Below are 26,779 nucleotides of genomic sequence, written 5' to 3' on the forward strand. Positions count from 1 at the left end.
GTCCGCCGGGGATCCGGCGGGCGACTCTCTTTCGATTGCAGTTCCGTAGTGGAACTCACAAGCCATATGGAACGCCCCGAGGATGTTGAGCATGTTTCGACGCGTTACGAAAGTGTAAAACGCCGAACATGACGAAACGGGACGCCAACCATGCGGTTTGCGTCCCGTTTCGTTGTGTTGCGCGGCGCCTGTCGCGCTGCGGCGCATTATTCGCCGAGGATGCCGTCGACGAAAGATTCCGGGTCGAAGGGGGCCAGATCGTCGGGGCCTTCGCCGACGCCGACGAGCTTGACCGGCACGCCGAGCGCCTTCTGCACCGAAATGACGATGCCGCCCTTCGCCGAACCGTCGAGCTTCGTGAGCACGACGCCCGTGATGCCGGTCGCCTCGGCGAAGACCTTCGCCTGCGTCATGCCGTTCTGTCCGGTCGTCGCATCGAGCACGAGCAGCACTTCGGCCACCGGCAGGTTCTTCTCGGTGACGCGGCGGATCTTGCCGAGCTCGTCCATCAGGTTCGCCTTGTTCTGCAGACGGCCGGCCGTATCGATGATGAGCACGTCCATGCCGGTCTCCTTCGCCTTCGCCGAGGCTTCGAAGGCGACCGACGCCGGATCGGCGCCGTCCTTGTCCGAACGCACGACCGGGACACCGACCTTCGCGCCCCACGTCTCGAGCTGGTCCGCGGCGGCCGCACGGAAGGTGTCCGCTGCGCCGAGCATGACCTTCTTGTCCTCGGAGACGAACAGACGCGCGAGCTTGCCGGTCGTCGTCGTCTTGCCGGTGCCGTTGACGCCGACCATGATGATGACGCTCGGCGTGCTCGCGACCGGTTTCTCCGCTTCGAGGCGGCGGTCGACGTCGGTGCCGACGAGGTTGAGCAGTTCGGCGCGCAGGGCCGCGCGCAGCTGCGTCGCGTCGCTTTCGCCGGTCACGCGCGCGTCGCGGCGCAGCTGTTCGACGAGTTCCTCGCTCGCCTCGGCGCCGACGTCGGCGAGCAGCAGCGTGTCCTCGACATCCTCCCAATCGGCTTCGGACAGATGATCCTTCGCGAGAATGTTGAACAGCGCCTTGCCGAAGGGGTTGCTCGACTTGGAAAGCCGTTCGCGCAGCCGCTGCAGACGCCCTTTCTTGCCGACCGGCTTTTCGGGCTTCTCCTCGAGTGGCGCAGGCTCCTCCTCGACGATCGTCTCGTCGACGACGGCCGGCTCGGCCTCCTCATGCTCGACCGTCTCCTCAGTGACCGGTTCCTCGGCTTCCTGCGCCGCCGGTTCTTCGGTGACCGTCTCTTCGGCGACCGTTTCCTCAACGGCCGGCTTTTCGGCGACCGTTTCCTCAACGGCCGGCTTTTCGGCGACCGTTTCTTCGGTGATCGATTCCTCGGCTGCCGGTTCCCCGGTGATGGTCTCCTCAGTGACCGTTTCCTCAATAGCCGGCGTCGTTTCGACTGCGGCCGCCGGCTTTTCGTCGGCGGATTCCTCCGCTTCCGGGGTCTTCCTCGGCTGCGGATGCTCGGCGGCCGGCTTGGCGGCGGACTTGCGCGCCGCCTGCTCGCGTTCGGCGGCGAGGCGGGCGTCGGCTCTCGCCTTGGCTTCCTCCTGCGCCTTGTTGATTCTCTTCTTGCGTGACCGATCGGCCCAGATGCCGCCCACGATGAACAGCACGGCGATGACCACGACGGCGATGATGCCGTACACGGTGTTCGTATCCATGGCTTCAGCCTAAAAAACTCAACGGACACGGCCAATCAAGAGGACGTGAAAGAATACGCGGTATGGCAAATGCTTCCAGAATGTCGTCGTATCAGCGTCGTGAACAGCTCATCCGCATCGGCCGTTCACTGTTCGCGTCCAAGGGTTTCGAGGCGGTCAGCGTCGAGGAGATCGCCGCGACCGCCAAAGTCAGCAAACCGATTGTCTATGAGCATTTCGGCGGCAAGGAGGGACTGTACGCCGTCGTCGTCGACCGTGAGATGCGCGCGCTCAACGACTCGCTGTTCCAGGCGCTGTCTGGAGAGAACGCCCACCCGCGCCAGATCGTCGAACGCACGACGCTCGCATTGCTCACCTACATCGAGGAGAATGCGGAAGGCTTCCAGGTACTCGTGCGCGATTCGCCGACGACCGATCCGACGAGTTCGTTCTCGTCGCTGCTCGGCGACGTCTCGACGCGCGTCGGCGAAATCCTCGAGGAATGGTTCAAGCGGCAGAAGCTGCCGGCGAAGCATGCGCCGTACTATGCGCAGATGCTCGTGGGCATGACCGTCTACACCGGCCAATACTGGGCCGATCAGCGCAAACTCAGCAAGGAGCAGCTCGCCGCGCTCATCGTGAACCTCGCATGGAACGGCCTGTCGCGCATGGAAGCGAAGCCGGAGCTGCGCTTCGAAAGTGGCAAGGCACGCAAGGACAAAGACAAAGTCGACAAGGACAGCAATAACAGCAACGCCGGCGCGTCGTCGGCACCGCCGTCCAACGACGGCGGTGCCGACGACGCGGTCACCGCATCCAGTGATCCGACATCCTGAACGCGTTGTGCATCAGGTTGCTTGACGTATACAGCACCTGATCGAGCAGCGTCTGCGTGCGTGCGCGCAGCCACGTCGCCATCGTCGCGTTCGCGTCGGCGAGCGCGATGTGCACGGCCGCGCGCCCTTCGACTGCGACGTCGTCGGCGAGCGCATCCGCGTCCTCGGCGAGCGACGCATCGGTGTGTTCGACGAGGTTGAGGCCGTAGGAGAGCACGTCTTCGATGTACTGTTCGATTTCGCCGTTCGTGTCGAACCAGTGCGCGTCGGCGATGACGGCGATGATGCGGTTCATCCAGTACAGCGAATCGGTCGACGCATGCTCCGGCTCGGTGTCGCGCAGGAACGGCGGCGTATCGAGCACATTCGCGTAGAACGGCGCGGGCGACGTGAACGCGCCGCAGCCGTAGGAGATCCACATGAGCGCACGGTTCGCCTCGGGCACATACGGGCGGATCTGCATGCACACCATGTGGCCGGTGCGGTTGACGCCGATCGGACGGTAACGATGGCGGCTTTCCGGCGTGCCGGTCGTGCCGTAGGGGTCGTAGGGCGTGCCTTCGAAATGCGAACCCATCAGGAAGGCCACATCCTCGACGCTCACCTTGCGCTCGGGTTCGCGGCACCACGGCAGATTCTGCGAATCCGGCCGGTATTCGGCGTCCGGGCCGTCCCAGTCATGCGACAGGTTGAGATGGCGTTGCATGTACCATGCGCGCGGCGTGTTGTAGATCGCGTCCTTCGGCGTGGCCGTGCCGAAGGCGCCACGCACGTCGAAATGCGCGGGGCTGCTGTTCTCGGACGTCATCGCGCGGTTCAGATGATGGGCATCGATGAATTCGCGCAGATCGTCGCTGCACATGTTGTTGCGTCTCTCGCTCAGCGCGTCGTCGAAATCGAGGACGTCGATGCCGAGCTGGTTCGGCACCGCCGCATAGCAGTCGTCGGGCACGCGGCGCGCGATCCAATGATGGCCGCCGATCGTCTCGACATACCAGATCTCGTCCACATCGCTGATGATGATGCCGTTCGATTCGTAGGTGCCGTACTGCTCGAGCAGTGAGCCGAGGCGTTCGACGCCCTCGCGCGCCGTCGTGACGTACGGCAACACGAGTGTGATGACGTCCTCCTCGCCAAAGCCGCTGATCTGTTCGCCGCCGGCGTCCTTGTCTGCCTTGACATACGGGTCGGCGGCGAGGACGCGCGGATTGACGCTGATCGTCTCCGTCGCGCTCATCGCCACATTGTGCTCATTGACGCCCGCCTCGGCGAGGATGCCGCGGTTGTTGCGCACATTCGGCACGATGCTGTAGCGGCACGGGTCGTCGGGCAGTTCGATGCGGAAGGTTCCGGCCACGTTCGCGTAATCCCGCGGCTGGTCCTCGGGAGCCACGACGATGAAGCGCTTCGGGTCGTAGGTGCCGCTGCCCGAGTCGTCATTGCGCGCGATGATCGTGGATCCGTCGATGCTGGCTGATTTTCCGACTAACAGTGTGGTGCAAGACATGATGCCCATGCTAGTCGAACCGGCGATTTGCGAAATCAATCCGGCAATGTATAATTGCAGGTTGTTGCCCCTCTAGCTCAACGGTTAGAGCAGCGTCCTTTTAAGTCGTGGGTTGTGGGTTCGAATCCCACGGGGGGTACCGAGCAAGGCTCTGAATCGTTGGGATTCCAATGGTTCAGAGCCTTCACCATATCCGGCGCGCATCGTCCGCGACGCCGAAAAGGGACTATATAGGGACTGATTCAGCGATAAAAGCCCTATAGGCCCTCCAACCCTCCCCACGCATCCAACGTCTTCGCCGTCTCCACCGTATGCAGATTCCTCGCTATGTACACTTTCTCAGTAAGCACAGCATCCTCATGGCCCAAGTAGTCACGTATCGCCAACGTCGAAGCCCCCTGCGCCTCCAGGATCGAAGCACACGTCTTACGGAACGAATGCGACGTGAGATTCAGATCAGGATAGCCAAGCGCCGCACGGTTATCCCGAAGATGCCTATCCAGCAGATTCCCCTCACGGATATTGCCCGTAGGCAATGGGAACACAAGGTCATGCGGGTTAGGCAATCCGTCCGCCTGCTGCCGCTCTTTACGCGCCTTCAACAGGTCCACCACGGCCGCGGGCACGTGGATACGACGCTTGGATGCCGGTGTCTTCACCCTTGGAACCACGCGCATACCCTCATGGGCGATACGCTTCGCCTGCCGTTCCACACGAATCTCACCCGTATCAAGATCCACACAGTCCCATTGCAGTCCGCACGCCTCGCCCACGCGCAACCCGGTGCCGACCATGAACCGGCACAAGTCCACTTCATCGTTACGCACCAGTGCTGGAATGCACTCAATGGCCTTGAACACCGCGCTCAACCCGTCCAACGGGATCGAATCGGCCGCGCGTTCCTCCGCGTCGTCGGGACGCTTCACCTTGTCCAGTTCCAACACCGGATTATGGTTGATCGCACCGTTCTTCACGGCAATCTTGAACATGCCGCTCAACACCGTCTTGCACGTCTTCGCCGCCCCATGCCCATGTTCCGACACGACGTCATCGATGAACCGTTGCAGCACCATCGGCGTCGCCTCACGAATCTGCAAACCGCCGATAGCGGTATAAATCGTAGCCACACTGGAACGATACGCCGCAAGACTACCGTCGCTCAGCTTCCCGGCCTTGTCTTCCATGAACAGTTCCGTCAACCGACGCAACAGCATACGATCATCCACATCACCGCCCACATGAAGATTCAACCCGGAAAACGCCTGCTCGACATTACGCCTCGCACGCTCCCTGGAATCACCCATGCGCGGCAGCTTATGCAACTTGCCATCCATGCCGCGATAACGGCACACGGCCCGCCAACGATCGCCTACCGACTCATACCAGATTTCACCATGCTGCCCCAACGGGATACGCTCACGCGGCATAACTAACCACGCTTCCAGTCAGCCGGCGGCAACAAACCTTCCTTGCGCGCACGGGTAATCCACCTGCGCACACTGCCCGGAGCAACATCTGAATTAAGCTCAACCATCAGGTTCGCGACGTTAGCGTCCGGATGCTCACGTGCCAAAGCGTCATACTGTTCAGCAACCAAGGCATAGAACCAAGGACGCTTAGAGTACTTCGCCGGCAACGGATCAAGAATGTTCGCCGGAGAATAGACGGTATCTCCTTCGCTATCGCTATCTTCAACCCAATACTTCTTCGGAATACCTTTTCGTTCAGGAAAATCCAACAAAAAAGCTCGATTGAACGAAATATTTTTCTCTGCATCATGCTGTGCATATGCAGCCAAAATCGCCCTAATGGGTATGTCGCGCAAATCACCGCCGCGTATCTCACCATCCCATCCACTTAGGATAACCATATTCTTAATCGAGTATTCTATAGACATACTCGGCAGCGAACGCACCCCATTGCAAGGCACGCGCGATAGTTGCAGAATTATTCGCGCGCCAGTATCAAGATTTTCAAGGCAATGCAGATGGTTTGCTGCCGTGTTGATCATTTTCTCAAAAGCTTGAAAGGCCTGCTTTGTACCAAGAGACTTTACTTCATCTCTATCTTCTTCAAGCATAATTACTTTAGCCCATTTTTTCTCGTCAAAAAATAGGCTCTCTTTCCACGGTTCAGGTAGGCGCACTGGTTCATGTTCTTGCTCGGGCATACCCACAGGATACCCGACCCTTTAACCCACAGCCCCTACCACTCCCTGAAAAGCCGTTACCCGCGTTACCCGCGTTACTTAGCCGATTTCAGCCGTTACCGCTCTGTTACCCCGCGTTACCAACCACAGACCAGCCAGGAACACACGAGATGCAGTGGCGATCCACCACCCCACGGGCCACAAACCGATAACGAAATGTGATCCAGTCGCGCACGCGCATGTCACGGCGTCGAAGGATACCGCGATCCACGAGCATCAGGCGCAACACTGTCAATCCGGCAGTTTTGGGACGTCCACCGACCATCAGCAGCATAGAAGCCCCTAAACGCCCATCTAACGCACGCAACCATAGAACACGACAAACCATACGCACACGCGCCACACGCGCCACACGCACACCGTTCCGCAACGTCTGGAGCACACCCGGGGCGGGGAAGGGTACCCCCGCCAATCTGACCGAGGCCGCTGGGGGTTCTGGTTCTCGCCCCGAATGCCTTTCGGGACTTTTTGAAGAGGGTGTAACACCACCGCGAAAACCCTTATGGCAGTAAGGGACACGCCGGTTTCAAAACATTTTCGAGAGCATGGAAAAGGGCCCCACCCATCAGGCAAGGCCCATCAGTTCTGAGCAACGTTACAATTTGTAATGTTGCTGCCCCACCCATCAGGCGAGGCACATCAGCGGTTTACTTCGCCGGCACGATGACGCGGCCCAGCCGTTCGGGCTTGACCACGCCGAAGCCGATCCTCATTGTCATGCGCAGCAACGAGGAATCAGACGTGAACATTGCCGAACTGTCAGTGTCGGCCGCAATGTCAGACACGGATACGATCACGTCCGGCGCGCTCATTGTGAGAATCACGTTCGCCGGCACTTGGCTATTGAACAGAACCGGGGTGTTAAACAACGTCGGCGTCGCGCTGGAAGTCACATCCGGTTCGATGAGCGGCCTTCCATCGGACGCCGTGATCGCCATGAGGGTTGCCCACGTCGAAAAACGCATGATGATGGCCGTGGGGGTTGCGCCCTTGTCGGTAGTCTGGGCGAGCACGTCCAACACCGCATCGAGGGTCTTCTCCTTGCTTGCCGCCGTCACCTCTGTCACGCCGCCCGTGTCGCCAGTAGCCGCGGCGATCTTCGCAATGCCGGTCGGAAGAATCCCGTTCGTATCCTTATCCGCCGCAAGGAACAGGTGGTCGGCCTGCGCCACGAGCGCCTTCTGAGCCGAATCCGTAATCAAGTTCACAGCATCTTCGTAGCGCAATGATTCGTTGGAAAACGGCACGAGCAGTGCCACTTTATGGGTGCCGAACGAAACCTGATTAAGGGCCGGGTTGCTCGTCGCAATCTCGGCACCCTCTGCCACGACGTTGGCCGTGGGATCAACGCTGACGTAGGGTACGTTCACCCGTGGCGCGTCGCCACTGATTACAACCGACTGGGTCGCAACCAGAGGGTTGAGTGCGATCGCTTCAGGAATGGCATCGCGAGCTGCGATGAAGTTGGTGTCGGGGAATGCTCCCTTTGTATTTGTTGTCTTGAAGATAGCCATCATTATCCTTTCGTCTCTGCCGCGCAGCCCGGTAGAAACGAAAACGGGGCGCACGGCAACCATGTGATTGTTTGGTCTCCGTGCGCCCCGCGCTCCGGGTGTGAAACCCTGTTCCACTCCTCCGATTATACCATGAAAACGGCTTGATTTCAACGTTTCGTGAGCTTTTGAGCCACGCTCTCCATGCCGCTGCCAGGACGCTTCATCTTGCCGCCACCGACCTTGTTCGCTTGAATGCCAGCAAGGAAACGCTGACGCACCACATAACTCTCAGACTTCGCGTTCGCGATGCCCGCCGCGATCTGCTCGAACGCCGCCGCCCACTCGGCCACACCCTCCGGCGTCGAGGCTGTACACAGCGCGTCCAGCACCTCGTCGGTGACGTGCTCGTTCTCGCTGACGGCCTTTTGCCGGGCGAGCTCCATCTGCGCGGCCGCGAGCTCCTTCTCGGTGTCGCTCATGGCGTCCGCGGCCACCGGCGCCTCACCACGAAGAGCCACCACGAGCCCGATAGCCTTGTCGGCCCATGCGGCGAGGCCGTCCGCGTCGATGTTATCCGGGGCATATTGGTCGATAAGGTCGGCCGTCAACTCGGGGTGTGCGGCCGTCACGGCCTGCTTAGCCTGACTGAGTTTCAGCGCCGCGATCTGCGCCTTGAGGTCGGCCACCGTAGCTTCGGCAGCGTCGGCACGCTCGTTCGCTTGCTTTGCCTGAACACGGCGGCGAGCGGCCTCCGCAGCAAGCTTGCCATCATGGCCCGTATCGGGCGCCTGCTGGTTGATCTCATTGTTGTTTGTCGTGTTGTCCATTTTACCTCCTAAAGGATGTCAAAGATTTTTGCGAGTTTCTCGTGCAGTGCTTCGTTTTCGGCTTCGAGGGCCGCGATATACCTGCGCTTCCACGCGCTTTCGCTGACACGCTCTCCGTCGATCAGATAGTTCGTACTGTGCCGTCCATTCGCGTGACGCTGTTGGATCGCCATGCCAGGTACTTTGTTCCACATCAGCGCCGGCTCTCCGCGGTCGGGATGTCGCCGGCGTCGCGCCTCGCTTCCCACAGGTCGGCGACGTGGTCGAGGGCGGCAGCGTACACGGTGCGGTAGCGGTCGGCCAAGTCGTGCAACGCGTCCGGGTTCGGCATCATGATCGCGTCACCGTCGCCCATGAGGTAGAACGCTGTCGTGTCGTCTTCCGCCCACGTCGTCACCGTGCCGCGCAGACCGCCGTCATCGAACAGCACCGTCAGATGGTCCACGCGGCCCGCCTCCGGGTTCTCATGCGTCTCGTCGTCCAGCTCGACGTAGTCGGCCCACACGTCGGCCGCATCGGCCGTGTCGGCCGTGAGTGGCTTCAACGCGGTCATCAGCTCACCCACGGTCAGCGAGGCGACGTGGTTCAGGCGCTGTGCTTCAACCGCTTCCGCGAGCTGTTCCAGGGCGGCCGCCTGCCGCCGTTCGGCGTTGCGGATATCGATGAGCATTCCTCGCTCGTCCAGTCTGGCTTCTTGCTCGAGCACCCACTCGTCGAACGCGACGCCTTCGCCTTGCGCTGCCGCCGCACGCCGCAACACTTCCCAGCGGCCGGCGTCTTCGGTACCATCCTCGGGCACGCCCGCGTGCTTCTGCCACAGCGCCTTCAGCGCTTGCACCGGCGACATCGTCGAATCATCACTCATGGTTATCTCCTTTGTTGTTTGTGGCCCTGCGGGCCGGTTTTTTGGGGTTCAGGCTGCCTGCCGGCGGCGTCCGTTGTCGATGCCGAAGTGATCCTCGACCGCAAGTTGGTGCGCCTCATTGAGCAGCACAGCAAGGGCCTCACAGACAGGGCACGACACCTTCACCGCATCCACCTTGGGATCGCCCGCATGGAACACCGTCGCCATCGGCTTCGCCGCCTCATACTCGAGGCCGCACAGTCGCTGACCGGTGTCGGTCAGTTTCAGATGGATAACCTTCTGCAAGGGCCGCACAGTACGGCGGCGATAGATCTCAGTCATCGGTTTTTCCTTCCTTTGGATCTTGTTCAGGTACGTATCTCGTCCAGGCGTCAACGAAGTCGTCACGCATGAACCCTCGAGCCCTGACGCCGCCGAAATTGACGGTATGCGACGATCGGACGCCGAAGTTCTTGAGTGTCTTCGCGATGAACGCCGGCGTGACGCCTCCGCCATCAGGGCCCATCGTCGCCCACGGCCGCTCGTCCATCTTGTTGAGCTCTGTGGCGAGCCCCTTCGCCTGCACGCGCTCAACCTGCATCGTATCGAACACGACGCGAATGTCTGCGAGCAGCATCTCGCCCAACGACTGCGGTTCGCTCTGCTGTTCCTCGATGATTCCCGGAGCCACAGAGGCCAACCATTCGGGCCAATTCCCGCCCGCAAGCTGCGCGACAACGAAGAGCGGTTCCCACACATCGGCCACGCGATCATGGACTGCCGGCGGCAGCGTCGGGTAGTCGTCTTCGCCATATTCTTCGAGTATGCCGATCCTGTCGGCGCTCCAGGCTTCCAGCTGGTCGCGAAGCTTTGCGCTTTCCTTGTCCACCAGACGTTCGCGGTACGGGCGAACGTGCTCCGTAGCCAGCCGACGCTTCATATGGCAAATAATCGCCCGGTCTTCGATGGTGTCAGGTAGGTTCCCGATACCGGCGAGACACGTTGCCGAGAACACCGGAAAGTCGCGCGGATGCACGTCTTTGTTCTTGATTTCCACGCGCCCAACGACCGCGCCGCGCCGATAACCTCCGTTCACGATGGCTCGGACAGCTTCGGCGTTCTCTGTCTTGCCTATGAATAACGCGTCTGTTTCATCGATGAAGATCGTCGGAATGCGTTCGCCCTCCTCCGCTTCGAGTTTCCTGAACAGGTATGCTGCGGATACGTTGATAGCGTTGACCGGGTTCGGGCACAGCGCCGACACGACTTCTTGGGCGCGCGTCTTCCCAGAACGCTTCTCCGGGCTGACGAACAGCAATCGCGGTGTCGTGTAAAAGCCTTCAATGAGCCAGGCGTGCGCCACCCACAACGCACAGATACGCGCCCACACCGGGCTCGGGAACGCGACGTATCCGGCGATCCAATCTGCGACGTCGTTGAGCAGTCGGGCCCCGTCAGGCACCGGCATCGTGGCTTCCTCGGGTTCCACGAATGTTTCGTTTTTCTGCGCCGTAATTGCCTCCTCTGTTGCCGCCGCGACACGGTTGACGTGCTCCAACAGCATCTCCGCCGTCGCCGCCGTCTTCTTATCAGCTGCGATCTTCGCGCCCATAGTCGTCTCTCCCCTCAGCTGCATCTTTTTCGAGTTCCGCCACCCACGGCAACGGTTTACCGTTGAATGCACGCGGGATGCCGTCGCCGACGTATTCGCGCTCCGGAATCGTGAACCGCACCAGCGGCGATTCAGCCAAGGACGGGGCCATCATGCTCATGCGGCCACCTCCTCGTCGCCGACGACTGCCAAGACCTGCGCGATCGTCGCCGTCGTAATGGAAAGCTCATGCTGCGCAGACACGGCGCGGCGGGTGTCCAGTTGCATCCGCTCGTCCGATTCCAACTGCCGAAGTGTCGAGAGCAGAGACGACACGATTCGCGCCCGTTCGGGCGGCGTGTCATTGGATGCTTTCGCCACGGCAACCGAATTGGACACGTACGTCATGATCCGTGCGATGTGCCGCACCGAGACGACCGCACCGACGTTCAAGTCGTTGATCTCCGCCACGGCGGCCGACATCTGCGCGGCCAACGTGGACAGGACGACGACCAGCTCGTCGATCAGCGTCATCTCCGCCTCGAGTGGCTTCTTCCTAGTCATCTCGTCTCCTCCTTCTCTTCATGCTCTTTCAGCCATTCATCGACAGTGTCGGCATTCCACCGAAGCCGCCCACCGATCTTTATTGCCGGAGGCACAGTTTCCGGCATATACGTCCGCCGGCGGTAGATCGAATGGCGAGAAAGGCCCATCAGGCTCCCAAGCTCGTCGATGCTGATGTACTGCATCCCAACCTCCTTAGTGCGAATTTTGCAGTTATCACATCTACAGATATACGACGCTAACGTGATATCTGCAAATTTCACAGTTGTTTCGGCGTGTCGCACCACCTATCCACAAAGCGAACATTTCCGAACGTAACAGAAAGTAACAGCACAGTAACGGCCGAAAACGTTGAAGTAACGCGGGTAACGCCGGTAACGCGTTTTCAGGACGGTAACAAGCGGAGACGGAACCATACGCCGACGCACACCGGCAAGGACATGGCGTGCTCCCATGCAGAAAAGGGACTGTATAGGGACTGATTCAGCGATAAAAGCTTGCCCACTACCGCTAAAAGATTCCAGCAATTTCAAGGGGTTAAGCACACTAGAGATAAAGCCCGCTAACCGCCTCTAACCGCCCTAATTTAAGTCGTGGGTTGTGGGTTCGAATCCCACGGGGGGTACCGGGCAAGGCTCTGAACCATTGGAATCCCAACGATTCAGAGCCTTCACCATATCCGGGCGCCGGCAGTCCGCACCCTTGTTTGAGTGCACTTTGGGTGCACATTCAGCGATAAAACCCCTACAGCCCAGCCAACCCGCCCCAAACATCCATCGCGTCTCACCCATCGACGGCGCCAGCGCCCCATCGGCCCCGCTCATGCTCACCCATCATCATCTCGCCACCTGTCCCAGCCCCCGGCGCCGCATAGCTCGAGGTTTCCCTCAAACTATCGAGTTATGCGCCCAAGCTGCAATCCGACGCCGGCAGCCCCATGACGCCTATCGGCGCAACTGCACAACATCAACCATGACCCCAGTCCAACAGCACGCTTTTGCACACGAACCGCACACCAACGCACATCATGCCCCATTCGAAGCCGGACGTCCGCGCATATCTCGACACTTCCCGGAAACTATCGAGATATGCGCACAGCAGGCGACCGCACGCGCACACGCGCACACCCGTGCACTCACCACACCTCGTCAATGTCGCGAATCAGCCGCAGAATCAACGCCTTGATTTCGGGGATCTCCACGCGTTCCGGCGTCATCAGCCAGAAACGCACGCCCGAGATGAACGCACTCGCGATCATCTCAAGCACAAGCGCGCGGTTGACGGTCGACGGCCGCAGCCGCTGCTCGCGGGCGCCGTCGGTGAACAGCCGCTCCCAGAAGTGGTAGCCGAGCATGCGCTTCCATCGATCGACAAAACGCGCCGACGGCAACTCGACGAGCAGCAGTCGAAATTCATCCTCATGCCGGTGCAGCACACGCACGAAGGCGTCATAGGATTCGGTCGCCGACGCGCCGCCGCGCGCGAGCGCCCGCATCGCGTCGCCGGCGTCGCACAGCTCGGCGAGGATGCGCTGTTCGATGACGTCGAGCACGGCATCGGCGTGCGCGTAGTTCTTGTAGAACGTGCTGCGCGCGACGAACGCGCGTTTCGCGAGCGCGCAGACGGTGATTTCGGCGGCACCTTTGCCGGTGTCGTGCATCCAGTCGACGAGCGCGCGTTCGATCTGCCGCCGCGCCGGCGTCTGCGTCGGCGGATGGGTCAGCTCGAGCACATCCGCATACGGATTCGTTTCCGTCATCGCCGTCAGCATAGACGACGACGGTGGACACTTTCGTCGTTTTTGCAGCCCTCCCCTCGTCTGAACGCGCCGTCGACGCATTTGAATGGGTAGTCACTTGGGTCGTATGCGGCCCGCAGTTCGTCGAAAGGGTGCCCATGTCGAGTTCGTCGTCCGCCGCCATCACCGCCGCGCGTCCGAAAATCGGCGTCATCGACGTCGGCGGCGGCCTGCGCAGCGCGTACGGCGCCGGCGTGCTCGACTGGTGCCTCGACCACGATGTGCGTTTCGACTACGGGCTCGGCGTCTCCGCCGGCGCCGCCAACGTCACGTCGTATCTCGCCGGGCAGCGCGGGCGCGCCTTCCGTTTCTACGCGGACTACTCGTCGCGCCCCGCATACATGGGCGTCGGCAATCTGCTGCGCACCGGCTCGTTTCTCGGCCTCGACTACATCTACGGCACGTTGATGAACGCCAGCGGCGAGGATCCGCTCGATTACGACGCGTTGACGTGCGGCGGGGTGCCGTATCGCATCACCGTGACGAACGCGCTCAGCGGCACCCCCGAGTATTTCGGTCCGGAGCATATGCGGCAGGACGGCTACGACGCGCTCAAGGCCACCGCGTGCCTGCCCGTCATCGACCGCCCGTACGTCATCGACGGTGTCCCGTATTTCGATGGCACGATCAGCGATCCGATTCCGGTGCGACAGGCTTTCGCCGACGGCTGCGACAAAGTCGTCGTCATCCTCACGCGGCCACGCGACTTCCGGCGCAAGGCCTCGCACGACGCCGGCAGCTCGACGCTGCTGCGGCTGCGCTACCCGAAGGCGGCGCGCGCACTCGCCCACCGCGCGCCGTCCTACAACGAGGAGCTCGACCTCGTCGAGCGGCTCGCGCGCGCCGGCAAAGCCTGCATCGTCGCGCCGCAGTCGATCGACGGCATGAGCACGCTCACCCGCGACGCCGACGCGATCGGGCGTCTCTACCGGATGGGACTTGCGGACGGTGCGACAATCGCCGATTTTCTCGCCGCCTAAGGTGGGCGTCCGCGCGCATGCGCAGCGTGGAACAATGTGAAGAATCCGTGTTTTCAGTGGGCTTTCAGCGATTCCGAAGCCGTTTGCAATCCGGCGTCAAGCGATGTCCAATAATTATCGACTGAGATGGTTCCGTCAGCAAACGCGCGTTGCATGTGCACGCGCATCGAATCACATGAAGGACCATCATGACGAATCACGATCACGACATCCAGAACACCGCGACGAACGCGGACGAGACGCCGACGGTCGCGCAGCAGCCGGTCGATTCGACGAAGGCATACAACTACGATTTCACGCAGCGTCCGGCCACACCGATGTACACGGCGAGTCCGACGCCGCCGCAGAACGGCGCGACCACGCGCATCCATGACAAGCTGAGTGGCAAGATGACGGCGTTCATCGTCGGCATCAGCCTCGCCTGCGGTCTCGGCGCCGGCGTCGCTGGCAGCGCGATCACGAACGCGCTGCACGATTCCGGCCAGTCCGGGCGCCATATGGCACCGTTCGCGCACAGCACCGACGAGCAGCTCGAGCAACTGATGCCCGAAGACGGCGAAGGCGGCGACATGGGCGGCATGGATATGCGGGGCTTTGAAGGCGACCGCGGCATGCGCGGCAACCGTCAGCGTCTCGAGGGCCGTGACGGATCGGATTCGCGCGATTCCGACAAGTCCGACCGCAACGGCTCGGACGACTCCAGCGATTCCGATTCCAACTCCGAAAAGGAGAGCAGCTACGTGTGGTACGGTGACCTCCTCAACCTGTAAATCGCACCGCACTGCAAAAACTCACCACACTGCAAACCGCCCCAACGCCGCGCCCCGCCCGCGCGGCGTTCCCATCCCCGTGTTCTTCTTCAGCAAAAGCGTCCACCGAAGCGGCGTCGCACAATGGTAGGAAGCAGCCGCAGCCACGGCATCGACACGCAAACGCTACAGCATCCGTAGCGCTACGTACACCGTAGCGTATAAGGTTGCTGTCCGTATGACGGCCGCCGACGCGCTGCCGTCGCGACCCACACCATCAGAGCACCGAGGAACACGAGGAGCAGAGGCACCATGCGCAACATATGGTTCATTCTCGGCAGAGACCTCAAGCGTCTGCTGCGCGTGCCCACCGCCTGGGTCATCCTCTTTGGCCTGACCTTCATCCCCCCGCTGTACGCGTGGTTCAACATTGTCGGCTTCTGGAACCCCTACGGCAGCACAAGCGGCATCCGCGTCGCCGTCGCGAACGACGACCGCGGCGCGAACAGCGACCTTATGGGCAAGCTCAAGCTTGGCGACCAGATTGAGGACACGCTCAAAAAGAACCATCAGCTCGGCTGGGACTTCATGAGCCGCGCCGAGGCGATGGAATGCGTCGAATCCGCGCGATGCTACGCGGCGATCGTCATCCCGTCCGATTTCAGCGAGCGCATCGCCGACGTGCTCACCGACACCGCGAACCGCCCGCAGATCGACTACTACGTCAACGAAAAGGCGAATCCGGTCGCACCGAAAATCACCGGCGTCGGCGCAACAACCGTCGACCGTCAGATCAACAACACCTTCGTCTCCACGGTCAGCGGCGTCATCGGCGGCATCGTCAACAAAACGAACACCAAGATCAAAGACGATTCCAACACGACGGTCGCGAAGACAACCGCACAGCTGAACAAGACGAAATCCAACCTCGAGGACGCGCGCGCGACCGTCGCGCAGCTGCGCGAAACGCTCGGCACGACGAAATCGAAGACGGCGGCGGCACGGCAGGCGCTCGACGGCGTCACGACGGCGTCGACGAACGCGAGCGACGGCCTGACGACGGCGAACGATCTGCTGACGAAATCACAAGGATCGATCAACACCTTCGCGGCGGACGCGTCGAATCAGCTCGACAAAGGCGGCAACCTGATGCTGCAGGCGACCGGGCGCGCGTCCACCGACGCGACGCGCGTCGCGAACGGCATCCTCACGGCGAGCGGCGCGACCGGCGCCGCCCTCAACAACATGACATCGGTGAACGAGGACACGGCGAAGATCCTCGACGACCTGAAGAATCTGCCGGACAATCCACTGTCCGAGCAGATCAACGAAATCGTGACGCTGCTCGAGCAAGAGAACAAGAAATCCGCGCAAACGCTCGCCTCGCTCACCGAACTCAACAAGTCGACGCAGCAGGCCGCGACGAATTCGCTGTCCACGATCGACCAATTCTCGACGACATCGACATCGACGATTGACTCGCTCGCCGGCGCGCGCACGACGATCAACACGACGGCGCTGCCACAGCTCAACGCCGGCCTGAGCTCGCTCGCCGGCACCAGTGGCGCACTCGCCGGCTCACTCAACGGTCAGGCGTCGCTGTCCGCGCAGGCCAAGCTCGTGCTCGACCAGATCGATGCGATCAGCGACGACGCCGATACGTCGCTCGCGAGCACGGACGGCCTGCTCAAGACCTTCATCGACCGTCTCGACACGACGGCGACTGATTTGGGAGCGCTCGCGAACACCGATCTGCTCGCACAGTTCACCGGCGTCGACGGCGACGTCGACGTCTCGCGCATCGCGAACTTCATGCTGTCGCCGACCGTGCTCAAAACGCATACGCTGTATCCGGTGGACACCTACGGATCGGCGATGGCGCCGCTGTTCACGAGTCTGGCGCTGTGGGTCGGCGCGTTCATGCTGATGGTGCTGATCCGCCTTGAAGTGGATCATGAAGGCCTCGAAGGACGCGATCCGAAGATGTGGCAGACTTATATGGCGCGTTTCCTGCTGCTCGCGTTAATCGCGGGGCTGCAGGGCATCGTCTGCGCGGTCGGCGATATCGCGATTGGCATACAGATGAAGAACGCGGCGCTGTTCATCCTCACCGCGTGGTTCACGTCGATCGTCTACGTCTCGATCGCGTACGCGCTGTCCGCGACCTTCATGCATGTGGGCAAGGCGCTCGTCGTCGCGCTCATCATGGTGCAGATCCCCGGCGCGTCCGGCCTGTACCCGATCGAGATGATGCCGACCTTCTACCGCGAGCTGTACCCGCTGTTCCCCTTCACCTATTCGATCGGCGCGTTCCGTGAGACGATAGGAGGCTTCTACGACGGCCACTGGGCGAAGGACATACTGCTGCTCGCACTGTTCATGGCCCTGGCTTTCGCAATCGGTCTGGGGCTGCGTCCGCTCATGTCGAACTTCAACCATCTGTTCTCCCGTGAGCTCAACGAGGCGGACATGGTCAACAGCGAACGCGTCTACACGCCGACGCACAAATTCAGCCTCAGGCAGGCCGTCGCCGTCCTCGCGAATCAGGAAGGCTACCGCAAGCAGGTGGAGGCACGCGCCACGAAGTTCGCGCGCCTCTACCCGAAGCTGATGCGCGGCGCACTCGTCGCCGGTTTCGTCGTGCCAATCATCCTGTTCGTCACATTCTCGTTCACGAACGGCACGAAGCTCGTGGCGCTCGCGACGTGGATCGTCTGGATCCTGTGCATCATCATCTTCCTGATGGTCGTCGAATCGATCCGCAACAGCCTGCGCCGCGAAGCCGAACTCGGCACGCTCGACAAGGACGCGTTGCGCGCACTCGTGCTCAATCGCGGCATCATCACGCGTCCGTCGGCGCCGAAGTTCGCGCAGAGCTACGCGAAGGCCGCGAAAACACTCGCCGACGCCGATGACGAAGACGATGAGGAAGAAGAGGACGAGGACGACATGATCGACCTCGAGGACACGCTCGACCTCGATCTGCACGAGCTGCGCGAACGACTGACGAAGGGCATGCACGACCTGCGCCCGCACCACGGGCAGCATGAGGGGAGGCACTCGGCATGAAGACGGTAGGCAGGATCTTCATCGACGACGTGAAACGGCTGACAAGCAACATCGCGTCAATCATCATCGTCATCGGACTGACCGTCATCCCCGGCCTGTTCACATGGTTCAACGTGGCCGCCTGCTGGGACCCCTTCGCGAACACGAAGAACCTGCAGTTCGCGATCGCGAACGAGGACGAGGGATACAAGGGCGACCTGCTGCCGATGCGCATCAACATCGGCGACGAAGTCGTCAACACGCTGCGCGCGAACACACAGCTCGACTGGAACTTCACGAAGACGCGGCAGGAGGCGATCGACGGCACGAAGTCGGGCAAATACTACGCCGCCGTCATCATCCCGAAGGATTTCAGCAAGACGATGCTGACGTTCTTCTCAACCGATGCAGACCACGCGGTGCTCGACTACTACGACAACGAGAAACTCAACGCGCTCGCGCCGAAGGTCACCGGGCAGGGCGCCGACACGATCGCCGCGTCGATCAACGAGATGTTCGCGAAGACGATCACCGACACGGCGCTCAACGTCGCATCGTCGATGGTCGACATGCTCGACAAACCCGAGGCGAAGGATCGGCTGAGCAATTTCAATGCGCGGGTCGACGACCTGTCGTCGACGCTCAAGGACAGCGCGTCGATGCTGCGTTCGTACAGTCAGCTCACCGGTTCCGCGCAGACGTTGATGGCGAGTTCGAAGGATCTCGTCGCGCAGACGAAGTCGGGCGTGGACAACGCCGTCGGCGAACTGTCCGGCGCAAAACAGTCGGTCAACAATCTCTCGGGCGCGCTCGGCACGTCCACGGACGCGCTGCAGCAGGCGCTCGACACGAGCTCGGCGAGCATGGAATCGCTCGCCGGCAGCGTCGACACGTTGCTCGGCAGCGTCGACAATCAGGCGAACGCGTCGGCGGCCGCCATCACGAACCTGTCGGGCAACGTCGCCGCCGAGGCGAAGGACTATGCGACGACGCGCGACCGGCTGCAAGATCTGCTCGACAAGTCGTCGCTGCCGCAGGACGGCGCCGTGCGCGCGCACATCCAGTCGCTCATCGACCGTCTTGGCGACGCCTCGACGACGCTGACGCAGCTGTCGTCGCGACTCGACGCGGCCGCCGCCGACATCACCAACCATGTGAAGGTCAACGGCGAGACGCGGCAGTCGATCAAGGATCTCGTCACGCAGGCGAAATCGTCGGTGAGCGGCATCTCCACCGATTTCGACACGTCAATCAAGCCGGATCTGGAGAAGATGAGCACGGCCTTCGCGAACGCCTCCGGCAGCTTGGCGACGAGCGTGACGACGCTCAAGGACGCGCTCGGTGACCTCAACGGCTCGACGACGACGGCCGACGAGCAGATCACCAAAGTGCGTACGTTGCTCGACGACGCCGCCGGCGAACTCGACACGGCGTCCACGAAGCTTGCCGACTTCAGCGGACAGCTGACGAAGGCGCTCAATACCGGCGACATGGGCGTCGTCAAGCAGATGCTCGCCGGCAATTCGTCGAAACTGTCGAGCACGCTGTCCGCACCCGTCGAACTCAAGACGAAGGCGCTGTTCCCCGTGGAGAACTTCGGCACGTCGTTGACGCCGTTCTACACCTTCCTGCCGCTGTGGGTGGGCGCAATCCTGACGGCGGTGACGCTCAAGGTGAACCTGTCAAAGAAGCGGCAGCTCGCACTCGGCGATCCGAAGCCGTGGCAGCAGTTCCTCGGCCACTATTTCGTCTTCGGCATCATCGTGCTGATGCAGGCGACGTTCTCGCTCGCCGGCACGCTGCTGTTCCTGCGCGTGCAGACCGTGCACCCGTGGCTGTTCATGCTCGATGGCTGGTTCAGCGCGATCGTCTATTCATTCTTCACATACACGCTGATTGCGAGTTTCGGCAACGTCGGCAAGGCGATCGCCGTGCTGTTCCTCGTCATGCAGATCTCCGGTTCGGACGCCGCGTATCCGCTCGCGATCCTGCCGCAATTCCTGGGCGATGTCAGCCCGTGGCTGCCGGTCACCTACTCGACGGCCGCGCTGCGCAGCGCGATCGCCGGTATCTATCAGAACGATTATTGGATTGCGATGGGCAAGCTCGCGCTGTTCCTTGTGCCGCTGCTCATCATCGGTTTCGGGCTGCGGCGCGGCCTGACGCGGTTCAACCTGTGGTATGAGCGCAAAGTCGAAAGCACAAAGCTCATCAGCTGACGGCGGCACGGCCACGCGGCAACGGCAAGACAGAATCATCAAGACAGAATCAGGAAGAAGGTCATGAACGCAGCAGCACAGCCGGCCGACGGTGTCCGCATGCCGGCGCGACATGCCGAACGCCGCGAGCAGACGGACGTCAAGATCATGCGCGCGACGTTGGAGATCCTCATCGCGCAAGGCATCGGCGCCGTCACGATTGAGGCGGTCGCGCGCAAATCCGGCGTCGCGAAGACGACGATCTACCGCAGGTTCGCGAACAGCGACGACCTCATCCGGCATCTGGCGCACACAATCGCGCTGCCGATCGATCTGGACGGCATCGAGCCGGGACGCGCGGGTCTTCAGGCGGCGCTGCGGCGCATCGTCGATTGCTTTGACGAGAAGGTCGGGTTGACGGCCGTCGGCATCGTGCTGTCGTCGAGCAATGAACGGCTGCGCGAGGTCGCAGACAACGTCATCCGCCCCGTCTCCGCACGTTTCGCCGAGTTCCTCGCGCGCGGTGCAACGGACGGCGTCTTCCGCGGCGGTCTGGACGCGCCGTTCCTGTTCCGCACGGTGCTGGGCTCGATGCTCGCCTGCAAGGCGCTCGGCGCGCCCGGCAACGGCTCGCACAACGCCTGGGCCTCGCATATGACCGAACTGCTGTGGCCGTCGGTGAGCGCATGACGCCGGTCATTATTTTCAGCAACTTCACAGCATGTTCCAGCCTTGCTTCAAGATACCGGTGGTTATATTGAAGTCATCAGCCGCAAGGTTGACATAATCGAAAACCTTCTTTCTTCTCTTTCCTCTCTCTCAGAGGCCCGGCTTCTTCCCTTCGGCCGGGCCTCTTTCCTTTGTTTTGCACCGCCGTATTCGCGCGCCACGCACACCATTGTTCAGCGGCCGTTCATCGCCGCCGACGCCGGCCGAACCGCTGCGCGAGCCAGCAGCCGCCCAATGCGCCGCCGATGAACAACAGCACCGGTGCCATCGATGCGAGCGTCGCGAGCAGGTTCCCCACGCCCGCCGAGATTCCGCCGGTCACGCCACCGATGATGCCACCGATCGTGCCATCGTCGACGATGTTGTGGAAGTACCCGTAGAGCATCGGCGCCGTCGTGCCCGCGACCATCGCGAGCGCATACCACCACATTGCGCGTCGCGAGCGCTGCCGATACAGCAACGCGCCGCCTGCCGCCGGCGAAAGGATGAAGGAGCTCACGCCGCTCAACGGCGTGTACAGCGCGTCTGCGTCGGGCATCAGCGGCACGCGTCCGACGAGCGCGATCGCCGCCGCGAACACGGCTGCCGACGTGACGGCCGTCCGATGCCGCCGGTAGAACCTTCTCACGCTGCGCCACGCACTCACGTCCATTCCTCGCTTTCACTCGCCCGAACATCTGTTCGATGCCTTCCTCATTATGCCCACCGTGTCGCCTGCGCGCAAATTCCGTCCGTGCCTGCGCCGTACCCTTGTGCCATGCAAGTTTGCGATTCCACGCCCCATGATTCCTTCCTGCGCCGCTACGGCTGGCAGATCGTCGGCGTCCTCGCCGTCTGCGGCGCGACCGCCTTCGCGATCGCCGTGCTGCTCGCGCATGGCGATCCGCTGCCGATGGACACGGCGGTCTACACATGGCTGTCCGCGCATGTCATCTCGCCGTCGCTGACGCCCGCCGTCGTCGTGTTCACGCAGATGTCCGGCGTCGCGACGCTTATCGGACTCACTGCCGTCATTCTCGTCGCCGCCTGCGCGTTGCGGCGTTGGCGTATCGGCGTCGCGGCGGCAGTCAATCTCGCCGTCGAGGCGGCGCTCAACGAGATGCTCAAACGTATCGTCGCCCGTCCGCGGCCGCCGCTTGATCATCGTCTGATCGACGAGGTCGGTTTCAGCTTCCCTTCCGGTCATGCGATGGCGTCGACGGCATTCTACGGTTTCCTCATCTATCTCGTGTACCGCTATTGGCGGCGCGCGATCAAATGGGTTGCGATTGTGCTGCTCGCGCTTGTTCCGCCGATTGTCATGGCGACGCGCATCTATCTGGGCGTCCATTATGCGAGCGACGTACTCGCCGGCTGCCTGTACTCGATCGCCTATCTGACGTTGTTGTCGATTCCGATAATGAAGCTCACGCTACTGCCGACCGATTCCGAGCATCGCTAATGGACGGCCGTTTCCACAGGCCGCCCGAATGGATTTCGTGGGTGCTCGGACTCGTCGCGCTGTTCGATCTTCTTCCGCTGCTCGTCACCGCGTTCTTCGTCGTCTGCGCCGCCGAAAACCACGTCTCCGACCTGCCGACTGATTGCGATCCCGACCATTGCCCGGTGACGCCCGAGCAGCACAGCCGCGATCTGACGATTCTGTGCGGCTCGGTCGTTTTCTGGCTCGCCACCGTCTATCTGATTTACCGACTGTTGCTCGCGTGCCTCGACGCACAGCGCCGCCGCAACGAACGTCTCATCGCGACTGCACTGTGCGTTGCGGGCATGGCGGCGATCTTGACGATTACTTACCGCACTCTCGGCTCCTGGGTGCAACACAACGACCTCATCACCGCCTATGTCGTCGCCGCGCTTATACTCGCCTGTTTCCCCGCCTACCTCGCCGTGCGCCACCAGTATTTCAGGTCCCTGCCATCGGATGTGCCCGAGCGCGCATGACCTGCATCGGCTGCGCGCCGCATCCGCAACGGCCACGCCACCCTTCTTCAACGCATAACTCGATAGTTCGCGGCAACTATCCGGTTATGCATCGACGTCCTTAGCCATACACTCCCGCCATGTGCGATTGCGATTGCCTGCGATTGATTATGTGACCGATTCCCAATCCCCCCCCCGTGCGCTTTTGTGACCTCTCCACCTCACGCCGCATCTCCCGGTCAGCGCGGCGCGCACATCACTCGACAATTCGCCCGAACAACCGAGTCATGCGCAGGGGCGACTAGTCGACGTCGTCACACCAACCATCCATATCGGCCGTTTATATCGATTCCGCGCGCAATGGGCATATACTGGACCCAACAATACAATCGCAACAATGGGGTACTGAGGGGGCATCATGACCGACGATTCTTCTGACCACCACAACGACCAACTCGACCAACCCGCCGATTTCTTCGGATCGGCGACCGAAACGGCTGCCGATCCATCGCCGCATCACCGCCGCAACATGATCCTCGCGCTTGTCACGGCAATCGTCGTCGGTGCCGGCGTGCTCGCGGCGATCATCATCCCGGTCATCGGCGCCTCCCACCGCCATCAGCAGCAGGCGCACGCGAGCGCGCTCGCCGACTGCGAGTCCGCACAACGCGCGTTCGCCACCCTCAACACCACCTACACGACGACGATCACATCCGCGGGCAGGCTCGCGCGCGGCGACGAGGCGAAGACGGTGAGCGAGGAGCACGCGATGGCGCTCACGAGCAAGATCGACCACATCGATGACACCCACACCGTCTCCACATTGGCCACGGCGAGCTGCGACGCAAGCGCCGACACCGCCGCGCTCACCGACCTCGCCGCCAGATTCACGATTGCGAACACGAGTATAGTCAACCGCATGCGCGACGTGCAGACTGACGCTGACACGTTAAAGCAGCTCGTCGAAGGCGCGCGCAACGCCGACCGTCGTGGTGAACTGCAGAAGGAGCTCACCTTCGCGAACACGGTCTATGCGCGCGCGCCCGCCAATCTGCGCGCGGGGCTGCAAGTGCAGATCGAGCAGGCGAAGGCAGTGCTCGAGCCGACCTCCACGGCAACGAACGCGCAAATCAACGATGCGCTTGCCGCACTGACGAAGGCAACTGACGACGTCGTCGAGGCAATGCCGCTTGACTGCGAGCTGACCGCATGCGTCGCGCTCACCTTCGACGACGGCCCGAACAAGCAGGTGACGCCGCGGCTGCTCGACGCGCTGCACACAGCGGATGCGCCGGCCACATTCTTCGTGCAGGGCCAGTTCGTTTCGGGCAGCAACAAGCAGTTGCTCGCGACGATGGCCGCGCAGGGCCACGAGATCGGTTCGATGAGCTGGAGACACAAACAGCTGCACACACTGTCCGCCAACGAGCTCAGCAGATGGTTCCACGACACCGATGAAGTCATCGAGGACGCCGGCGTGGCTAAGCCGACGTTGTTCCGGCCGCCGGACGGCGCATGGAGCGAGGACGTTGTCGAAACCGCCCGCGCTGATGGCCAATCAGTGATCTTGTGGAACGTCGACGCTCGCGACTGGGACGCGAAGACGAGCGCCGACGACATCGCGAACAATGTGCTCAACGGTGCGTCCGCCGGGGCGATCATCGCATTGCATGATGGCAACGAACGCACCGTCGAAGCGATTCCGCAGATCGTCAGCGGCCTGCGTGAGCGCGGCTTCCATCTGGTCACCGTCTCCCAGCTGCTCACCGATGAACTCGACCCCGGCACCGTGTTCTATGCGCGCGGCGACACGGCACAGGACAGTCTGCCGCCTAACGGCGGCGAGCCCACGCGCTGATGCGTGCGCACCTGCCTACTGCGCGAGTGAGAACTGCGCGTTGTAGATGTCCGCGTAGAAACCGCCGCGCGCGAGCAGCTCGTCGTGCGTGCCGCGTTCGACGATGTCGCCGTCCTTCATGACGAGGATCATGTCGGCGTCGCGAATCGTGGACAGGCGATGCGCGATGACGAACGAGGTGCGTCCTTCGGTGAGCTTGTCCATTGCTGTCTGGATGAGTTCCTCGGTGCGCGTATCGACCGAGCTCGTCGCTTCGTCGAGGATCAGGATCGGCGAATCCTGCACCATCGCGCGGGCGATCGTCAACAGCTGCTTCTGCCCTTGCGACAATGTCGCCGATTCGTCGAGCACCGTGTCGTAGCCGTCCGGCAGCGACATGATGTAGCGATGCAGGCCGACGGCCTTGCACGCGGCGACGACCTGCGCGTCGTCCACGTTCTCTTTCGCGTAGACGATGTTCTCGCGCACCGTGCCGCGGAACACCCACGTGTCCTGCAGCACCATCGAGAACTGGTCGTGCACGTTCCAGCGCGGCACGCCCTTCGTGTCGATGCCGTCGATTGTGATGCGGCCGCCGTTGATCTCGTAGAAGCGCATCAGCAGGTTGACCATCGTCGTCTTACCGGCTCCGGTCGGCCCGACGATCGCCACCTTGTGTCCGGGTTCGACGTCCGCGGAGAAATCATGAATGATCAGTCGGTCGGGGTCGTAGCCGAACTTGACGTGTTCGAAACGCACGCGGCCTTCGACCGGCGTGATCTCGCCGTCGGAGGTCATGCCGAGCAGCGGCTGCTTGCCGCTTTCATCGGCGAGTTCGGGCTCATTGAGGAACGTGAACACGCGTTCGGCGCCGGCGGCGCAGCGCTGCAGGTTCTGGAAGGCCTGTGCGAACTGCGAAAGCGGCTGTGTGAAGAATCGGATGTACATCATGAAGGCGACGATGACGCCGAACTCGATGCGCCCGCTCATCGCGAGCCATGCGCCGACGACGCAGACGACGACGTAGCCGAGGTTGCCGACGAGGTTCATCATCGGCATCATCAAGCCGGACAGGAACTGGCTTTTCCAGCCGGATTCATACAGATCGTTGTTGTAGCGTTCGAAACGGCGGATTGCGTCGGCCTCGCCGCCGAAGGCCTTGACGACGACGTGTCCGCTGTACATCTCCTCAACATGGCCGTTGACGTCGCCGAGCGCGACCTGCTGCTGCACGAAGTAATGCTGCGAGAACTTCATGACGACGAGCATGAGCGCCATGCCGACGATGCTCGCCGCGATCGCGCACAGCGCAAGCAGCCAGTTGTTCACGAACATCATGATGAGCGCGCCGAAGAACAATGTGACCGACGTGATCAGCGAGCCGAGCGACTGCCCGAGCGTCTGCCCGACGGCGTCGACGTCGTTCGTGATACGGCTCATCACATCGCCGTTGCTGTGCTCATCGAAATACTTGAGCGGCAGCTTGTTCATCTTGACGTCGATCGCCGTGCGCAGCCGCTGCGCCGTGCGCTGCGTGACCGTCGCCATCATCCAGCTCTGCACATACGAGCACAGCGCGTACGCGACGTACAGCGCGACGAGCGTCCACCCGATGCGCGTGACGGCGTGCATATCTATCGAGCCGAGCACTGGCTTGCCGTTGATGAGCGCCGGCAGTCCCTTCGTGATCTCGTCGGTCATGTCACCCAGACGATCCGGGCCGATGATCTGGCAGACGGTGCCACCGACGCCGAGCAGCAGCGCGACGATGATCGCCGGGATGTATCTGCGGCTGAAGCGCATCAGTTCCTTGAGTGCGCCGCCGAGATCATCTGCTTTCTCAGTGGGCGCACCCGGCCTTCCATGCCCCATTGGTCCTGGCATGATTGCTGTCCTTCCATTCAAACGACTGTTTCAGCGTTTCGCTGTTTCACATGAAACATGCAGTGTCGATTGCC

At 61.9% G+C, this 26,779-nt stretch carries 25 protein-coding genes and 1 tRNA gene; 10 read left to right on the forward strand and 16 right to left on the reverse strand.

Features of this window, described 5'->3' with window-relative positions; all coding sequences use genetic code 11:
- Positions 1-206 precede the first annotated feature (206 nt).
- Entirely contained in the window at positions 207-1,709 is a 1,503-nt protein-coding gene (gene ftsY, locus G606_RS0103425; protein WP_026644781.1) for a signal recognition particle-docking protein FtsY, read from the reverse strand.
- Positions 1,710-1,771: 62 nt separating this feature from the next.
- Here ftsY and G606_RS09760 point away from each other — a divergent pair, with 62 nt between their 5' ends.
- The gene (locus G606_RS09760; protein WP_081663979.1) at positions 1,772-2,524 is read left to right on the forward strand and encodes a TetR/AcrR family transcriptional regulator; all 753 of its coding nucleotides are present in this window, start codon (positions 1,772-1,774) and stop codon (positions 2,522-2,524) included.
- Here the strand turns inward: G606_RS09760 and G606_RS0103435 are convergent.
- On the reverse strand, positions 2,496-4,031 hold the full coding sequence (locus G606_RS0103435; protein WP_026644782.1) for a C69 family dipeptidase: 1,536 nt from the start codon (positions 4,029-4,031) through the stop codon (positions 2,496-2,498). The genes G606_RS09760 and G606_RS0103435 overlap by 29 nt on opposite strands.
- Positions 4,032-4,097: 66 nt before the next feature.
- Here G606_RS0103435 and G606_RS0103440 point away from each other — a divergent pair.
- Positions 4,098-4,170, forward strand: a tRNA-Lys gene (locus G606_RS0103440).
- A gap of 118 nt (positions 4,171-4,288) precedes the next feature.
- Here the strand turns inward: G606_RS0103440 and G606_RS0103445 are convergent.
- The 12 genes from G606_RS0103445 to G606_RS0103500 all read right to left on the reverse strand — a co-directional run bounded on the left by G606_RS0103445 (position 4,289) and on the right by G606_RS0103500 (position 13,321).
- Complete coding sequence (locus tag G606_RS0103445; RefSeq protein ID WP_196799996.1) at positions 4,289-5,335, reverse strand: tyrosine-type recombinase/integrase; 1,047 nt, start codon at positions 5,333-5,335, stop codon at positions 4,289-4,291.
- 125 nt (positions 5,336-5,460) lie between these two features.
- A complete protein-coding gene (locus G606_RS11140; RefSeq protein WP_152595877.1) occupies positions 5,461-6,201 on the reverse strand; it encodes a hypothetical protein in 741 nt (246 codons plus the stop codon).
- Positions 6,202-6,887: 686 nt separating this feature from the next.
- Entirely contained in the window at positions 6,888-7,754 is an 867-nt protein-coding gene (locus G606_RS0103455) for a phage major capsid protein (RefSeq protein WP_026644784.1), read from the reverse strand.
- A 149-nt stretch (positions 7,755-7,903) separates the two neighbouring features.
- Entirely contained in the window at positions 7,904-8,563 is a 660-nt protein-coding gene (locus G606_RS0103460; RefSeq protein WP_026644785.1) for a hypothetical protein, read from the reverse strand.
- Positions 8,564-8,571: 8 nt separating this feature from the next.
- Positions 8,572-8,736: a hypothetical protein gene (locus G606_RS11145; protein WP_155802753.1), complete on the reverse strand. Its 165-nt coding sequence runs from the start codon at positions 8,734-8,736 to the stop codon at positions 8,572-8,574.
- 20 nt (positions 8,737-8,756) lie between these two features.
- Positions 8,757-9,410 (reverse strand): hypothetical protein, encoded by a 654-nt coding sequence (locus G606_RS0103470; protein ID WP_196799997.1) that lies wholly within the window; start codon positions 9,408-9,410, stop codon positions 8,757-8,759.
- Positions 9,411-9,476: 66 nt separating this feature from the next.
- Positions 9,477-9,749: a hypothetical protein gene (locus G606_RS0103475; RefSeq protein WP_026644787.1), complete on the reverse strand. Its 273-nt coding sequence runs from the start codon at positions 9,747-9,749 to the stop codon at positions 9,477-9,479.
- Entirely contained in the window at positions 9,742-11,019 is a 1,278-nt protein-coding gene (locus G606_RS09765) for a DUF3631 domain-containing protein (protein WP_051198471.1), read from the reverse strand. The genes G606_RS0103475 and G606_RS09765 overlap by 8 nt, the downstream gene beginning before the upstream one ends.
- Positions 10,997-11,179, reverse strand: coding sequence for a hypothetical protein (locus G606_RS09770; RefSeq protein WP_034247930.1), 183 nt, complete (start codon positions 11,177-11,179; stop codon positions 10,997-10,999). The genes G606_RS09765 and G606_RS09770 overlap by 23 nt, the downstream gene beginning before the upstream one ends.
- Entirely contained in the window at positions 11,176-11,532 is a 357-nt protein-coding gene (locus tag G606_RS0103490; protein WP_155802756.1) for a hypothetical protein, read from the reverse strand. Before G606_RS0103490 ends, G606_RS09770 begins: the two co-directional genes overlap by 4 nt.
- A gap of 26 nt (positions 11,533-11,558) precedes the next feature.
- Entirely contained in the window at positions 11,559-11,747 is a 189-nt protein-coding gene (locus G606_RS0103495) for a helix-turn-helix transcriptional regulator (RefSeq protein ID WP_026644789.1), read from the reverse strand.
- Positions 11,748-12,697: 950 nt separating this feature from the next.
- Positions 12,698-13,321 (reverse strand): TetR/AcrR family transcriptional regulator, encoded by a 624-nt coding sequence (locus G606_RS0103500; RefSeq protein WP_231371397.1) that lies wholly within the window; start codon positions 13,319-13,321, stop codon positions 12,698-12,700.
- 137 nt (positions 13,322-13,458) lie between these two features.
- Between G606_RS0103500 and G606_RS09775 the strand changes: the two genes are divergently transcribed.
- From G606_RS09775 to G606_RS0103525, 5 genes are all read left to right on the forward strand, one after another.
- Positions 13,459-14,340: a patatin-like phospholipase family protein gene (locus G606_RS09775; RefSeq protein WP_051198473.1), complete on the forward strand. Its 882-nt coding sequence runs from the start codon at positions 13,459-13,461 to the stop codon at positions 14,338-14,340.
- A 188-nt stretch (positions 14,341-14,528) separates the two neighbouring features.
- A complete protein-coding gene (locus tag G606_RS0103510) occupies positions 14,529-15,110 on the forward strand; it encodes a hypothetical protein (protein WP_026644790.1) in 582 nt (193 codons plus the stop codon).
- A 291-nt stretch (positions 15,111-15,401) separates the two neighbouring features.
- Positions 15,402-18,158, forward strand: coding sequence for a YhgE/Pip domain-containing protein (locus tag G606_RS0103515; protein WP_026644791.1), 2,757 nt, complete (start codon positions 15,402-15,404; stop codon positions 18,156-18,158).
- On the forward strand, positions 18,155-20,356 hold the full coding sequence (locus G606_RS0103520; protein WP_026644792.1) for a YhgE/Pip domain-containing protein: 2,202 nt from the start codon (positions 18,155-18,157) through the stop codon (positions 20,354-20,356). Before G606_RS0103515 ends, G606_RS0103520 begins: the two co-directional genes overlap by 4 nt.
- Positions 20,357-20,419: 63 nt before the next feature.
- Entirely contained in the window at positions 20,420-21,025 is a 606-nt protein-coding gene (locus tag G606_RS0103525) for a TetR/AcrR family transcriptional regulator (protein ID WP_051198475.1), read from the forward strand.
- Between the two features lie 223 nt (positions 21,026-21,248).
- Here G606_RS0103525 and G606_RS0103530 read toward each other — a convergent pair whose 3' ends face one another.
- Positions 21,249-21,710: a hypothetical protein gene (locus G606_RS0103530; RefSeq protein ID WP_231371398.1), complete on the reverse strand. Its 462-nt coding sequence runs from the start codon at positions 21,708-21,710 to the stop codon at positions 21,249-21,251.
- Between the two features lie 111 nt (positions 21,711-21,821).
- On the opposite strand from G606_RS0103530, the gene G606_RS0103535 reads away from it, so the two are divergent.
- From G606_RS0103535 to G606_RS09780, 3 genes are all read left to right on the forward strand, one after another.
- A complete protein-coding gene (locus G606_RS0103535; RefSeq protein ID WP_026644795.1) occupies positions 21,822-22,505 on the forward strand; it encodes a phosphatase PAP2 family protein in 684 nt (227 codons plus the stop codon).
- 41 nt (positions 22,506-22,546) lie between these two features.
- Positions 22,547-23,005 (forward strand): hypothetical protein, encoded by a 459-nt coding sequence (locus G606_RS0103540; RefSeq protein WP_155802759.1) that lies wholly within the window; start codon positions 22,547-22,549, stop codon positions 23,003-23,005.
- Between the two features lie 397 nt (positions 23,006-23,402).
- Positions 23,403-24,842 (forward strand): polysaccharide deacetylase family protein, encoded by a 1,440-nt coding sequence (locus G606_RS09780; protein WP_051198477.1) that lies wholly within the window; start codon positions 23,403-23,405, stop codon positions 24,840-24,842.
- A gap of 15 nt (positions 24,843-24,857) precedes the next feature.
- On the opposite strand, the gene G606_RS0103550 is transcribed toward G606_RS09780, so the two are convergent.
- Positions 24,858-26,693, reverse strand: a complete 1,836-nt coding sequence (locus G606_RS0103550; protein WP_026644797.1) for an ABC transporter ATP-binding protein — start codon at positions 26,691-26,693, stop codon at positions 24,858-24,860.
- Between the last annotated feature and the right edge of the window lie 86 nt (positions 26,694-26,779).

The sequence above is a fragment of the Bifidobacterium sp. AGR2158 genome (genome assembly GCF_000424225.1).
In the GTDB taxonomy this organism is placed as follows: domain Bacteria; phylum Actinomycetota; class Actinomycetes; order Actinomycetales; family Bifidobacteriaceae; genus Bifidobacterium; species Bifidobacterium anseris.

Bases quoted from the DNA above. Each gene is read 5' to 3' on its own strand.
- G606_RS09760 (WP_081663979.1), top strand. From the start codon at position 1,772: ATGGCAAATGCTTCCAGAATGTCGTCGTATCAGCGTCGTGAACAGCTC.
- ftsY (WP_026644781.1), bottom strand. From the start codon at position 1,709: ATGGATACGAACACCGTGTACGGCATCATCGCCGTCGTGGTCATCGCC.
- G606_RS09780 (WP_051198477.1), top strand. From the start codon at position 23,403: ATGACCGACGATTCTTCTGACCACCACAACGACCAACTCGACCAACCC.
- G606_RS0103475 (WP_026644787.1), bottom strand. From the start codon at position 9,749: ATGACTGAGATCTATCGCCGCCGTACTGTGCGGCCCTTGCAGAAGGTT.
- G606_RS0103510 (WP_026644790.1), top strand. From the start codon at position 14,529: ATGACGAATCACGATCACGACATCCAGAACACCGCGACGAACGCGGAC.
- G606_RS09770 (WP_034247930.1), bottom strand. From the start codon at position 11,179: ATGAGCATGATGGCCCCGTCCTTGGCTGAATCGCCGCTGGTGCGGTTC.
- G606_RS11145 (WP_155802753.1), bottom strand. From the start codon at position 8,736: ATGGCGATCCAACAGCGTCACGCGAATGGACGGCACAGTACGAACTAT.
- G606_RS0103490 (WP_155802756.1), bottom strand. From the start codon at position 11,532: ATGACGCTGATCGACGAGCTGGTCGTCGTCCTGTCCACGTTGGCCGCG.
- G606_RS0103470 (WP_196799997.1), bottom strand. From the start codon at position 9,410: ATGTCGCCGGTGCAAGCGCTGAAGGCGCTGTGGCAGAAGCACGCGGGC.
- G606_RS0103550 (WP_026644797.1), bottom strand. From the start codon at position 26,693: ATGGGGCATGGAAGGCCGGGTGCGCCCACTGAGAAAGCAGATGATCTC.
- G606_RS0103495 (WP_026644789.1), bottom strand. From the start codon at position 11,747: ATGCAGTACATCAGCATCGACGAGCTTGGGAGCCTGATGGGCCTTTCT.
- G606_RS0103520 (WP_026644792.1), top strand. From the start codon at position 18,155: ATGAAGACGGTAGGCAGGATCTTCATCGACGACGTGAAACGGCTGACA.
- G606_RS0103445 (WP_196799996.1), bottom strand. From the start codon at position 5,335: ATGGGTGATTCCAGGGAGCGTGCGAGGCGTAATGTCGAGCAGGCGTTT.
- G606_RS11140 (WP_152595877.1), bottom strand. From the start codon at position 6,201: ATGCCCGAGCAAGAACATGAACCAGTGCGCCTACCTGAACCGTGGAAA.
- G606_RS09775 (WP_051198473.1), top strand. From the start codon at position 13,459: ATGTCGAGTTCGTCGTCCGCCGCCATCACCGCCGCGCGTCCGAAAATC.
- G606_RS0103525 (WP_051198475.1), top strand. From the start codon at position 20,420: ATGAACGCAGCAGCACAGCCGGCCGACGGTGTCCGCATGCCGGCGCGA.
- G606_RS0103515 (WP_026644791.1), top strand. From the start codon at position 15,402: ATGCGCAACATATGGTTCATTCTCGGCAGAGACCTCAAGCGTCTGCTG.
- G606_RS0103535 (WP_026644795.1), top strand. From the start codon at position 21,822: ATGCAAGTTTGCGATTCCACGCCCCATGATTCCTTCCTGCGCCGCTAC.
- G606_RS0103435 (WP_026644782.1), bottom strand. From the start codon at position 4,031: ATGTCTTGCACCACACTGTTAGTCGGAAAATCAGCCAGCATCGACGGA.
- G606_RS0103455 (WP_026644784.1), bottom strand. From the start codon at position 7,754: ATGGCTATCTTCAAGACAACAAATACAAAGGGAGCATTCCCCGACACC.
- G606_RS09765 (WP_051198471.1), bottom strand. From the start codon at position 11,019: ATGGGCGCGAAGATCGCAGCTGATAAGAAGACGGCGGCGACGGCGGAG.
- G606_RS0103460 (WP_026644785.1), bottom strand. From the start codon at position 8,563: ATGGACAACACGACAAACAACAATGAGATCAACCAGCAGGCGCCCGAT.
- G606_RS0103500 (WP_231371397.1), bottom strand. From the start codon at position 13,321: ATGACGGAAACGAATCCGTATGCGGATGTGCTCGAGCTGACCCATCCG.